13 protein-coding genes are annotated in these 12,194 nt (G+C 65.7%); 8 read left to right on the top strand and 5 right to left on the bottom strand.

Annotated elements, in window-relative coordinates; translation table 11 throughout:
• Positions 1-63: 63 nt before the first annotated feature.
• From FQ775_RS02045 to FQ775_RS02035, 3 genes are all read left to right on the top strand, one after another.
• Entirely contained in the window at positions 64-285 is a 222-nt protein-coding gene (locus FQ775_RS02045) for an AbrB/MazE/SpoVT family DNA-binding domain-containing protein (protein ID WP_146299718.1), read from the top strand.
• Positions 282-665: a type II toxin-antitoxin system death-on-curing family toxin gene (locus FQ775_RS02040; RefSeq protein WP_146299717.1), complete on the top strand. Its 384-nt coding sequence runs from the start codon at positions 282-284 to the stop codon at positions 663-665. The genes FQ775_RS02045 and FQ775_RS02040 overlap by 4 nt, the downstream gene beginning before the upstream one ends.
• 90 nt (positions 666-755) lie before the next feature.
• On the top strand, positions 756-2,126 hold the full coding sequence (locus FQ775_RS02035; RefSeq protein WP_146299716.1) for a TIGR03808 family TAT-translocated repetitive protein: 1,371 nt from the start codon (positions 756-758) through the stop codon (positions 2,124-2,126).
• A gap of 12 nt (positions 2,127-2,138) precedes the next feature.
• Here the strand turns inward: FQ775_RS02035 and FQ775_RS02030 are convergent, their stop codons facing one another.
• A complete protein-coding gene (locus FQ775_RS02030; protein WP_146299715.1) occupies positions 2,139-3,146 on the bottom strand; it encodes an asparaginase in 1,008 nt (335 codons plus the stop codon).
• Positions 3,147-3,222: 76 nt separating this feature from the next.
• Here FQ775_RS02030 and FQ775_RS02025 point away from each other — a divergent pair, with 76 nt between their 5' ends.
• Entirely contained in the window at positions 3,223-3,966 is a 744-nt protein-coding gene (locus FQ775_RS02025) for a DUF3750 domain-containing protein (protein ID WP_146299714.1), read from the top strand.
• Here the strand turns inward: FQ775_RS02025 and FQ775_RS02020 are convergent.
• From FQ775_RS02020 to FQ775_RS02005, 4 genes are all read right to left on the bottom strand, one after another.
• Positions 3,936-4,712: a type III pantothenate kinase gene (locus FQ775_RS02020; protein WP_146299713.1), complete on the bottom strand. Its 777-nt coding sequence runs from the start codon at positions 4,710-4,712 to the stop codon at positions 3,936-3,938. The two genes, FQ775_RS02025 and FQ775_RS02020, sit on opposite strands and share 31 nt — an antisense overlap.
• A 72-nt stretch (positions 4,713-4,784) precedes the next feature.
• Positions 4,785-5,267: a hypothetical protein gene (locus FQ775_RS02015; protein ID WP_146299712.1), complete on the bottom strand. Its 483-nt coding sequence runs from the start codon at positions 5,265-5,267 to the stop codon at positions 4,785-4,787.
• A gap of 25 nt (positions 5,268-5,292) precedes the next feature.
• Complete coding sequence (locus tag FQ775_RS02010) at positions 5,293-6,039, bottom strand: SDR family NAD(P)-dependent oxidoreductase (protein ID WP_146299711.1); 747 nt, start codon at positions 6,037-6,039, stop codon at positions 5,293-5,295.
• Positions 6,036-7,202 carry an acetyl-CoA acetyltransferase gene (locus FQ775_RS02005; protein ID WP_146299710.1) on the bottom strand — a complete coding sequence of 389 codons (1,167 nt, stop codon included), beginning with the start codon at positions 7,200-7,202 and terminating at the stop codon, positions 6,036-6,038. The genes FQ775_RS02010 and FQ775_RS02005 overlap by 4 nt, the downstream gene beginning before the upstream one ends.
• Before the next feature lie 173 nt (positions 7,203-7,375).
• Here FQ775_RS02005 and betI point away from each other — a divergent pair, with 173 nt between their 5' ends.
• The 4 genes from betI to betA are packed head-to-tail and all read left to right on the top strand — an operon-like array spanning position 7,376 to position 12,138.
• On the top strand, positions 7,376-7,969 hold the full coding sequence (gene betI / locus FQ775_RS02000; protein ID WP_146301948.1) for a transcriptional regulator BetI: 594 nt from the start codon (positions 7,376-7,378) through the stop codon (positions 7,967-7,969).
• Complete coding sequence (gene betC, locus FQ775_RS01995) at positions 7,966-9,492, top strand: choline-sulfatase (RefSeq protein ID WP_146299709.1); 1,527 nt, start codon at positions 7,966-7,968, stop codon at positions 9,490-9,492. The genes betI and betC overlap by 4 nt, the downstream gene beginning before the upstream one ends.
• Complete coding sequence (locus FQ775_RS01990; protein ID WP_146301947.1) at positions 9,492-10,493, top strand: threonine/serine dehydratase family protein; 1,002 nt, start codon at positions 9,492-9,494, stop codon at positions 10,491-10,493. Before betC ends, FQ775_RS01990 begins: the two co-directional genes overlap by 1 nt.
• The gene (betA, locus tag FQ775_RS01985; protein WP_146299708.1) at positions 10,486-12,138 is read left to right on the top strand and encodes a choline dehydrogenase; all 1,653 of its coding nucleotides are present in this window, start codon (positions 10,486-10,488) and stop codon (positions 12,136-12,138) included. The genes FQ775_RS01990 and betA overlap by 8 nt, the downstream gene beginning before the upstream one ends.
• Positions 12,139-12,194 lie beyond the last annotated feature (56 nt).

The following is a 12,194-nucleotide window of genomic DNA, read 5'->3' as shown; positions in this document are numbered from 1 at the left end:
ACGAGCGTTGCAACACAGGCAATCGCCTGTTATAATATGCGTTGCAACAGCGAGGCCGCGACCATGAACACCGTCATCCGCAAGATAGGCAACTCCGAAGGCGTGATTCTGCCGAAGGAACTGCTCGAGAGCCTGAATCTCAAAGCCGGGGACGCTGTCGTAATTTCTCAAGACAATGGCGAAATCGTCCTGTCGCGCGCCGATGACTCGTTCGAGCGGCAGATGGAAACCGCACGCGAGATCATGGACCGCTACAAGGTGGCCCTGCAGAAACTCGCCGAATGAAGTGGGAATTCCCCACTCGGCAGGTTGTTGAAGCTCTTCATGCCGAACAGTTGCGACGGCACGGGGGCGCCAGCGGTATCAGAGACGAAAACGCGCTCGAATCAGCGCTGCACCGCGCGGTCAACAAGGCAGCCTACGGCCAGCCCGACGTCTTCGAACTGACCGCGGCATATGCGTTCGGGCTAGCCCGCAACCACCCGTTCGTGGACGGCAACAAGCGAACAGCTATCGTCACCGCCATGCTTTTTCTGGCGTTGAATGGCCGCCGGATGACCGCGGACGACGGGCATCTTTATGTCTTTACGATGTCGCTTGCCGCCGGTGAGATCGACGAGGCCGGCGCCGCGGCTTTCTTCCGCGACCACTCCGAACAGACCTGAAACTTCGCATCGCTGCAGCTCGCGACCTCGCTTGCGCCGGCCTGGCACGCCGATTGCTCCGTCATCGGAAGAAGCTTCGGAGCTGTGCCAATGCTGAACAGACGCGCGTTTCTGGCGGGCGCAACCGCCATGGGTGCGGCGGTGACCCTGCCTGCCCGCGCCGCCAACCTGTCCGGGATCGAGACGGCCTCTATCCGCGGCAGCCTCGACGCGGCCGAACTCGGCATGCAGCCCGGCACCTATGACGACCAGAGCAAGGCGTTTCAGGACATCCTGCAAAAAGCGGCGGACCGCGATGCGCCGGTCTACCTGCCGCCGGGCGACTATGTCGTTTCCAACATCATCCTGCCGCGGCAGTTGCGCATGACCGGCGTTCCCGGCGCCTCACGCATCATCTATGGCGGCAACGGACATCTGTTCCTGGCCGAAGCCGCCGACCATCTGGAACTGACCGGCATCACCCTCGACGGCGCCAATCGCTGGATGAGCGATCACGTGCCGGCGCTGGTCGCCGTGCGCGGCGCCCGCCGTCTGGTAGTCGACAACTGCACCATCATCGGCAGCGGCAAGCACGCGCTGTCGCTGGAAGCCGTCGCCGGTCGCATCGAGCGCTCGGAGATTTCCGGTGCTGCGGACGCGGCGATCTACAGCGTCCAGGCCTCGGGCCTTTCGATCATCGGCAACACCATTTCCGACTGCGGCAACAATGGCATTCTGGTCCATCGCTGGCAGCCGGGCGAAGACGGCACCATCGTCTCCGGCAACCGCGTCAGCCGCATCGCTGCGCGCAATGGCGGTACCGGCCCGTTCGGAAACGGCATCAATGTCTTCCGCGCCGGCAACGTCATGGTCACAGACAACGCCATCTCGGACTGCGCCTTTTCCGCGATCCGTTCGAACGGCGGCAGCAACATCCAGATCACCGGCAACAACTGCCTGCGCTCCGGTGAAACGGCGGTCTATTCGGAATTCGCCTACGAGGGGGCTCTGATCGCCGGCAACATCGTCGACGGCGCCGCCAACGGCATCTCGATGGTCAACTACAATGAAGGCGGTCGCCTCGCCGTCTGCTCGGGCAATCTGGTACGCAACCTCTCGACCTCCGGTCCTTACGAGGCCGATCCGCCCGGCTTCGGTGTCGGCATCACCGCAGAAGCCGACACCGCCGTTACCGGCAACGTGGTCGAAAACGCGCCGCTCTTCGGCCTCCATCTCGGCTGGGGACCGTTCCTGCGTAACGTGACGGCGACGGGCAACATCATTCGACGTGCCGGCACCGGCATCGCCGTCAGCGTCGTCGAGGGCGCCGGCGCGGCGGTGATTGCCGACAACGTGATCTCGGAAACGCCGAACGGCGCGATCCGCGGCCATCGCTGGGTCGACCGCGTCACCCACGACCTCATTACCGGCGACACGTCCGGGTTCCGCCACCTGACGGTGGAGCGCAACCGGGCAGGCTGACTGGCGGGCTTGCTACCGGGCCAGTTCGCCGGCCGGCCGCACCTGGCCGACCACCGCGCCGCGGCGGGTCGGCACACCCGGCTGCGCCAGTTCATACAGCCGCCGGGCCAGTTGGTCGTCCTGATGCAACAGCCGGGCTAGCACCGCGGCGACGATCGTTTCGGAGGCGCGGGTGCCGCCATCGTCGCATTTGATCGCAATGCCGACCCCAAACTCGGGGACCGCGGCGCAGTAGACAGCCTCCGCTCCGGTCTTGACAAAGATGCGGCCGTTGCCCGCTTCCATCAGCTGCGCATCCATGCGCCCGGTTCCCGACACGTAGAAAGGCTCCTTCATGCAGGCGGTCAGGAGCCTGCTGGCCGCTGCCGCCCGCGCCGGGCCCAGGCCGACCCCGGTCGCCATGCGGGCAAAGCCGGCAGCCAGGGCGCGCAACGGCACGGCATGGGTGGGTATGGAGCAGCCATCGACGGCGGCGTTCGCCTCGTCGTGAGCAACGCCGGTGACTTCGCTCATCGTCTCACGCAGCCGCAGCTGCCAGGCGTGGCCGAAACCGACATAGCCCTTGCTGGGCAGGCCTTCGTGACAGCAGGCGCAGATGAAACCGGCATGCTTGCCCGAACAGTTGTTGTGCAACTGGCTGGGTGTCTCGCCGTCGCGCGCCAGCCTCCGCGACGCCTCGTCCGAGAATGGCCAGTGGGCACCGCACTCGAGCGCCTGTTCATCGAGGCCGACCTTCGCCAGCATCGATGCCGCAAGTGCGGCGTGCGCGACCTCACCGGAATGGGAGGCGCAGGCGAGAGCGAGTTCGCGGTCGCCGAAGCCCAGCGCGTCCGCTGCGCCGCTTTCGACCAGCGGCAAGGCCTGGATGGCTTTCACGGCCGAACGCGGGAAGACCGGCGCATCGACATCGCCGACAGCCGTGACGACGGCGCCGTCGGCGTCGAAGACCGCGATGGCGCCGCGATGCCGGCTTTCCACCAGATCGCCGCGCGTAACCTCGACCAGAACCGGATTTGCCATGGCCTCACCGAAATTTTAGTTGCCGATGCCGCACGCAACTATTCCCTTGTTCCAGAACAGGCAAAAGAAATCGTCGATGAAACTGGTGCGCCGAACCGTTGCGGCCTTGCTGGCCGTCTTCCTGCTGCCGTCGATGGCGACGGCCGCCTGGTGGGCCGTCAGCGAGCGTCCGTCCTCGTGGCGAACGGCAGACTGGTCTGCGAGCGGGGTTCTGCCTGCTCCCCTGCCCGACGCCGCGGCGATCCATATCCTCGCCGCACGCACAGGCGGGCTGAAGGGCGCCTTTGCGGTTCACAGCTGGATCGTGGTCAAGCGGCCGGGCCAGTCCGGTTACGACCGCTACGACAAGGTCGGCTGGGGCACGCCGGTACGCCGCAACCGCTACCCGGCCGATGGCCGCTGGTATTCCAACGATCCCGAGATCGTCGCAAGCCTGGAAGGCCCACCCGCCGCGCAGCTGATCCCGGCGGTGGAGAGCGCGATCGCCGATTACCCCTATGTGCGCTCCGGCGACTACCGGATATGGCCCGGTCCCAACTCCAACAGTTTCGTCGCGCATGTGCTGCGGGCGGTGCCCGAACTCGGCGCCGTGCTGCCGCCGAATGCAATCGGCCGCGACTTCGCGCCGGGCTGGGCGGCACTGTCGATCGCGCCCGACGGGCGGGACATCCACGCGACACTTGCCGGTCTGGCTGGGATTGCCGCCGGCGCCCGCAGCGGCCTGGAGTTTCACCTTTTCGGGCTGGTCGCGGGTTTCGACTTCGCCAGGCCGGCCTTGAAAATCCCGGCCTACGGCCGGCTTGAGTTGTTGCGCCGGTAGATTTCGAGCAGCCCGCGGATCGTCACGTCGGGATCGAAATGGTGGATCGATTCGGTCGCGTCGTAGAAAAGCGAGGCAATGCCGCCGGTCGCCACCACGGTCATCTCCTCGTTCCGCTCGGCCTTGATACGCTCGATCATGCCCTCGATCAGGCCGATATAACCCCAGAAGACGCCGGACTGCATGGCGCTCACCGTGTCGTTGCCGACCACACGCTGCGGCTTGCGAAGCGCGACGCGCGGCAGCTTGGCCGCAGCGTTGTGGAGCGCCTCGACCGATAAGTGGATGCCCGGGGCGATCGCGCCGCCCTCGAAACCGCCATCGGCTGCGACGACGTCGATGGTCGTGGCCGTACCGCTGTCGATGATGATTAGAGGCCCGGGATAGGCGATATGGGCGCCCAGGGCATTGACGACGCGGTCAGCACCGACTTCGGCAGGCTTGCCGACGCGTATGGGAATGCCGAGATCGACATTCTCGCCGATCACCAGCGGTTCGGCATGGAGGTAGCGGCGCGACAGGTTGCGCAGGTTGAAGATCGACTGGGGCACGACACTGGAGATGATGCAGGCATCGAGCAGGCGAAGTTCCAGTCCCGCCATCGACAGCAATTGGTGCAGCCAGACGGCATATTCGTCGGCCGTGCGGTTCGGTTCGGTCGCGGAGCGCCACTGGGCGATCCAGTTCTCGCCGTCATGGACGGCAAACAGGCTGTTGGTGTTGCCCTGCTCTATCGCCAGAAGCATCGGCTCCCTCCGCGGGCCGTTGATCTTTAGCCAGGCCGGCTGCATCGACAGCCGGCCTGGAAACGTCGCACCCTAGGAGCGGAACGCTTCCGTCAACGCCTTGCGCAAGGTGTCGTCATCGCCCTCCGCACCATAGCGGATATCGTCGATAACCAGCGCGCCGCCGCCCGGTATCAGCACAAGGCGGTCGGTCCAGTTGGCGTCGGGCGCATCCGGAAACGAATAACGCACCTCGACGAGGGTCGCTTCGCCTTCGGCCAAAACGGCGCCCGCCTCGCACACCGGAGCGCGATCGGGGACGCTCTGCCAGGGAACGCCATCGCCGAGCGGCGGCTTTTCGTCCGGGGTCGCCGCCTGCAGTTTGGCGTTCTCGGCCAGCGCGGACTTCACCGCCTCGGCGAGAGACGGTGACAGGAGGTACATGCGGCCCATGCCTTGTTCGAGATCGCCCAGCGAGCAGAACGCCTGGGCAAACGCCTTTGCCTCGTCATCATTGGCTAGGGCGACACCCTGCATGGCGACGCCCATCAGAAGGGCCGCGACCAGTCTACGCATTTTCGTTTGTCTCCGTTGATGAAATTCAGTCGCCGCGCCGGATGATGCCGGCGGCCAGAAAGCCGCCATCGACGGCAAGTGTCTGGCCGTTGATATAGCTTGCTTCCGGCGACAGCAGGAACGCGATCGCGGCTGCGACCTCGTCCGGTTCGCCATAACGCCCCTCCGGCACGCGCGCAATCCAGTCGCTGCGCTGGTGATCTTCGTGAAGCCGCGCCACCATCGGGGTGTCGATCGGCCCCGGCGCCACGCAATTGACCCTGATCCCGTCGCCGGCCAGTTCGACCGCCATCACCTCCGACATCATCCTCACGGCCGCCTTGGACGCGCCATAGGCGACGCGGCCGGCATTGGCGCGCAGGCCGGAAACGGAGGCGATATTGACGATGGCGAGCGTTTCCGAACGCCGTTCGATCGCCGCGCGGGCGCAGATGAAGGAGCCGACGAGGTTGACGTCGAGAATGCGGCGCATCAGTTCGGCGCTCGTCTCCAGGAACGGCACGTCGCGCGCGATGCCGGCTGAGTTCACCAGGCCGCCAACCGGGCCGACGCGGTCGACGATCGAGTCGAAGGCCTCGGCGATCTCGTCCTCATCGGTGATGTCGGCCTCGAGGAAGAGAGCACCCTCCCCTTCGAGCGCATCCTCGGCATCGGCCAGTGCTTCACGGTCGGCATCGAGCACGGCCACCGGCCAGCCGTCCTCAAGCAGGCGCCCGGCGACGGCAAGGCCGATACCGGACGCCCCGCCGGTGACGACGGCCGCGTGCCTCATTTGATCCTTTCGAGGATCGACACGTAGTTGGCGACGGCGGCGCCACCCATGTTGAAGATGCCGCCGATGCTGGCGTCGGGTACCTGGATGCCGCCTGCCTCGCCGGTCAGTTGCATGGCGGTCAAGGCGTGCATGGAAACGCCGGTGGCGCCGATCGGGTGCCCCTTTGCCTTGAGCCCCCCGGACGGATTGACCGGGAGGCGGCCGTCTTTGGCCGTCTGGCCCTCGAGCGCGATCCGGGCGCCCTCGCCGGGCTTGGCCAGGCCCATCGCCTCATATTCGATCAGTTCGGCGATCGTGAAGCAGTCATGCGTCTCGACGAAGGAGAGATCGTCGATCTTGAGACGCGCCCTGGAGAGCGCCCGGCTCCAGCCTTCGCTGCAGCCCTCGAAAGCGAGGATGTCGCGCTTCGACATTGGCAGGAAATCCTGCACATGCTCGTTGGCGCGGAAGGCGACGGCGCGGCGCATGGAAAGCGCCGTCTGGGTCTCGGCCAGCACGATGGCGGCGGCGCCGTCGGAGACCAGCGAACAATCGGTGCGCTTCAGCGGGCCGGCGACGAAAGGGTTCTTGTCGCTCTCGGTGCGGCAGAACTCGAAGCCGAAATCCTTGCGCATCTGCGCATAGGGATTGTCGACGCCGTTCTTGTGGTTCTTGGCCGCGATCATGGCCAGCGCGTCGGACTGGTCGCCATAACGCTGGAAATAGGCGCTGGCGATCTTGCCGAAGACGCCGGCGAAGCCGGCCGGCGTATCGCCGTCCTCGGGCAGGTAAGAGGCCTTGAGAAGGTTCTTGCCGATCTCGGGACCGGGCGTCTTGGTCATCTGCTCGGCGCCGACGACCAGCACGACGCGCGCCGCCTTGGCCTCGATGGCGCGCAGCCCCTGACGCACTGCCGCGGAGCCGGTCGCACAGGCGTTTTCGACACGCGTCGCAGGCTTGAAGCGCAGCCGGTCGTCGGCCTGCAGCACCAAGCTGGCAGTGAAATCCTGGGGCGAGAAGCCGGCATTGAAGTGGCCGAGCACGATCTCGTCGACGTCGTCAGGCCCGATCCCGGCATGTTCGATAGCGTCGGCTGCAACTTTCGTGATCAGCCCCTCGAGCGTCTCGTCTTCCAGCTTGCCAAACGGCGAATGCGCCCATCCTACGATCGATGCGGTCATTTCTACGGCCTCCACGGTGATGCGCACTGTAGCGGAAATGTCGTGCGCGGCAATTGATTGTTCAAGCGTGAACATAAATCAACATGCGCGTAAAGGGGCGCGCATACACTTGCGAGATTTTTTTATTGATTGATGGCTCAATTAAAAATAGACGACAGAAAGGGAGCTCGATGATGCCCAGGATCGGAATGGAACCGGTGCGCCGCAAGGCGCTGATCGACGCCGCCATTGCGGCAATCGGCGCACGCGGTTCGCTCGACGTGACCATGTCGGAGATCGCCGGGATCGCGGGTGTCTCGCCAGCCCTCGCGCATCATTATTTTGGTGCCAAGGACGACCTGCTGCAGGCCACCATGCGGCATCTGCTGTCCGAATTCGGCCGCGACGGCCGTGATGCGCTGGCCGGGGCGAAAACGCCTCGCGATCGCATCTCGGCCATCATTGCCATCAGCTTTTCGCAGACGCAGTTCCAGCCCGAGACCATTGCCGCATGGCTTGCCTTCTATGTCGAGGCGCAACGCTCGCCGGCTATGCGTCGGCTTTTGAAGGTCTATGCGCGGCGCCTCAACTCGAACCTGATGAGCGGGCTCGGTCCTCTGATGGAGCGCTCCCGGGCCGAGCGCGTCGCCGAGGGCGTCGCCGCGATGATCGACGGGCTTTACATCCGCCGCGCGCTCAAGGAAGGCGCCCCCAACGCCGCCAGCGCCATCGCGCTGGTCGAGAACTATGTCGAAACCATGCTGGCTGCCGGAGACGCTGCCCCGTGAACAGGCGACCGAATATCCTTATCATCATGGTCGACCAGCTCAACGGGACGCTGTTCCCCGACGGCCCGGCCGATTTCCTGCACGCGCCACACCTGAAGGCGCTGGCCGCGCGCTCGGCGCGTTTTGCCAACAACTACACCGCCTCGCCTCTCTGCGCGCCGGGGCGGGCATCGTTCATGAGTGGGCAACTGCCGTCGCGCACCCGCGTCTACGACAACGCGGCCGAGTTCGCCTCCTCGATCCCAACCTACGCCCACCATCTGCGCGCGGCGGGCTATCACACCTGCCTGTCCGGAAAGATGCATTTTGTCGGCCCCGACCAGTTGCATGGCTTCGAGGAGCGGCTCACGACCGACATCTATCCAGCCGATTTCGGCTGGACACCCGATTATCGCAAGCCGGGCGAGCGCATCGACTGGTGGTACCACAATCTCGGCTCTGTCACCGGCGCCGGCGTGGCCGAAATCTCCAACCAGATGGAGTATGACGACGAGGTCTGCTTCCACGGCGTCCAGAAGCTCTACGAACATGCCCGCGCCTCCGATGACCCGGCGCGGCGCCCCTGGTGCCTGACCGTCTCCTTCACCCATCCGCACGATCCTTACGTCGCGCGGCGGCAATACTGGGATCTCTACGAGGACTGCCCGGCGCTCGAGCCGCAGGTGGCACACATCCCAGAAAACGAGCAAGATCCGCATTCGCAACGGCTCTATCTTGCCAGCGACTACGCCGCCTTCGAAATCCGCACGGAACATGTCCGTCGCTCGCGGCGCGCCTACTTCGCCAACATCTCCTACCTCGACGACAAGGTCGGCGAGCTGATCGACACGCTCGACCGCACCAGGATGCTCGACGACACGATCATCCTGTTCTGCTCCGACCATGGCGACATGCTCGGCGAGCGCGGGCTGTGGTTCAAGATGTCGTTCTTCGAGGGTTCCGCGCGTGTACCGCTGATGGTGGCGGGACCCGGCATCGGAGCCGGTCGCCTCGACGTGCCTGTCTCAAACCTCGACATCCTGCCCACCCTTTGCGACCTCGCCGGCGCGGACATGGAAGCCATCATGCCGTGGACGGATGGACAGTCGCTGGTGCCGGTTCTGGGCGGCGGCGAGCGCACTGAACCGGTGTTGATGGAGTATGCCGCGGAAGGTTCCTATGCGCCGTTGGTCGCGATCCGCGAGGGCCGGTTCAAGTTCGTGCATTGCGAACTCGATCCGCCGCAACTCTTCGATCTTGAGGCCGACCCGCTCGAGAAGGACAATCTCGCCGGGCTCCCGGAATATGCATCCGATGTCGCAGGCTTCATGGAAGAAGTGCGGGCGCGCTGGAACATGGCCGCCTTCGACGCCGAGGTGCGCGAGAGCCAGGCGCGGCGCTGGGTCATCTATCCCGCCCTCCGGAACGGCGCCTACTATCCGTGGGACTTCCAGCCGCTGCGGCAGGCCTCCGAGCGCTACATGCGCAACCATATGGACCTGAACGTGCTTGAGGAAGAAAAGCGCTTCCCGAGGGGCGAATGATGTCCCTTAGCATCGTTCCCGACCTCGGCCAGTTGCAGGACGCCTACGCGGTCACGTCGAAGGCGACCCAGATCACGCCATTGTTGGCATCGGCCGCCCTTGCCCGGGAGACCGGCGCAGCGCGTGTCTTCGTAAAGCCGGAATCGCTGCAATGGGCCGGCTCGTTCAAGGTTCGCGGCGCCTATTGGCGGCTGAAGCAGCTCACCGCCGACGAAGCGCGGCGCGGGGTCGTCGCCTACTCGTCCGGCAATTTCGCGCAAGGGCTGTCCGCCGCCGGCCAGGCGCTCGGCATTCCGGTGACCATCGTCATGCCCGTCGACGCGCCTGCCGCCAAGCGCGAGGCAACGGCCGGCTACGGCGCCCGCGTGGTGCTGACCGAGCATGGCGAACGGGCGCGCGAGGAGGTGGCGGCGGAGAAGGCCGCGGCGATCGCCGACGAGGAAGGGCTGATGCTCCTGCATCCCTTCGACGATCCGCTGATCGTCGCCGGCCAGGCTGGTGCCGGTCTCGAAGCGCTCGACCAGCTTGCGGCCGGCAAGGCGCAGGCCGACATCCTGCTTTGCCCGGTCGGCGGCGGCGGGCTGATCGGTGGCGTCTCGCTCGCCTTCCACTACCTCTCGCCGGCCACGCAGATCTTCGCTGTCGAACCGCAAGGCTTTGACGGCATGGGCCGGTCGCTCACGCACGGCGAGATCGAGACGATGCCGATCGGGCCGAGCACGATCTGCGACGGGCTGATGGCGCGCAAGCCTGGCGCCGCCCCGTTCGCAGCGGTAACGGCGGCGGGCGTGCGTGGCCTTTCGGTTTCGGATGCCGCCGTTCGTCGCGCGATGAAGATTGCCTTCGAGAAGATGAAACTGGTCCTGGAACCGTCAGGTGCGGCGTCGCTGGCCGCTCTGCTTGACGGCCATCTCGACGTTGCCGGCAAGACAGTCCTCGTCGTCGCCACCGGCGGCAATGTCTCGCTCGCCGACTTCGCGAGGCATGTCGGCGATGCTTGAAGCAGACTATGTCATCGTCGGATCGGGCTCTGCCGGCTCCGCCCTCGCCTACCGGCTGTCGGAAGACGGCAGGCACTCGGTGATCGTCATCGAATATGGCGGCTCCGACATCGGCCCGTTCATCCAGATGCCGTCTGCGCTGTCGATCCCGATGAACACCAGCTTCTACGATTGGGGGTTTTCGAGCGAGCCCGAGCCGCATCTCGGCAACCGCGTTCTCGCCACGCCGCGCGGCAAGGTGCTGGGCGGCTCGTCCTCGATCAACGGCATGGTCTATGTGCGCGGCCACGCTCGCGATTTCGACCACTGGGCCGAGGAAGGCGCGGCCGGCTGGAGCTTCGCCGACGTCCTGCCCTACTTCAAGCGCATGGAGCACAGTCATGGCGGCGAGGAGGGCTGGCGCGGCACCGAGGGGCCGCTGCATGTGCAGCGCGGCCGGCGCCGAAACCCGCTCTACGCCGCCTTCATCGAGGCCGGACACCAGGCCGGTTTCGAGCTCACGGACGACTATAACGGCCGCAAGCAGGAGGGTTTCGGCGCGATGGAGCAGACCATCCATCGCGGCCGGCGCTGGTCGGCCGCAAACGCCTATCTGCGGCCGGCGCTGAAACGCAAGAATGTGAGTCTCGTCAAGGGCTTCGCGCGGCGAGTGACCATCGAGAATCAACGCGCGACCGGGGTCGAGATCGAAGCTCAGGGATCGATTCAACACGTTAAGGCAAGACGCGAGGTCGTGCTCGCGGCGTCGTCGATCAATTCGCCAAAGCTGCTCATGCTCTCGGGCGTCGGGCCAGCCGCTCAACTGCGCGACCACGGTATCGAGGTGATCGCCGACCGGCCCGGCGTCGGCGCCAACCTGCAGGACCATCTCGAGCTCTACATCCAGCAGGAGGCGACCAAGCCGGTCACACTCTACTCCGTACTGAACCCGTTCTCGAAGGCGCTGATCGGCGCCGAGTGGCTGTTCTTCAAGACCGGTCTGGGGGCCACCAACCATTTCGAGGCGGCCGCCTTCGTGCGCTCGAAGGCAGGCGTCGACTACCCTGATATACAGTACCATTTCCTGCCGGCGGCGATCCGCTACGACGGCAGGGCGGCCGCCAAGACGCACGGCTTCCAGGCCCATGTCGGCCCGATGCGCTCGAAGTCGCGCGGGACCGTAACGCTCCGTTCGGCCGACCCCGCCGACAAGCCGGTGATCCGTTTCAACTACATGTCGCACCCCGAGGATTGGGAGGATTTCCGTCACTGCATCCGGCTGACGCGGGACATCTTCGCGCAGCCGGCCTTCGACACCTATCGCGGCGAGGAGATCGCTCCGGGCAGTGATGTCCAGAGCAACGCGCAGCTCGACGACTTCATCAGCGAGCACGCCGAAAGCGCCTACCATCCCTGCGGAACCTGCCGCATGGGACGGGCCGACGATCCGCTGTCCGTCGTCGATCCGGAGTGCCGGGTGATCGGCGTCGACGGTCTGCGGGTGGCCGACTCGTCGATCTTCCCGCGCATCACCAACGGCAATCTCAACGGGCCGTCGATCATGACCGGCGAGAAGGCGGCCGACCACATTCTCGGGCGCACGCCGCTGCCGCCATCCAACCAGGAACCCTGGATCAACCCGCGCTGGCGCGAGAGCGACCGGTGAGTGCAGCCCCGGCACTGCCCGACGAAACCTGATAGTCTCGGCGCACTGTGCGCACA

It is taken from the genome of Nitratireductor mangrovi, assembly GCF_007922615.2.
Taxonomy (GTDB): Bacteria; Pseudomonadota; Alphaproteobacteria; order Rhizobiales; family Rhizobiaceae; genus Mangrovimarina; species Mangrovimarina mangrovi.
Note: the sequence above shows the minus strand (reverse complement) of the source record. Positions and strands in the feature narration are given on the sequence as shown.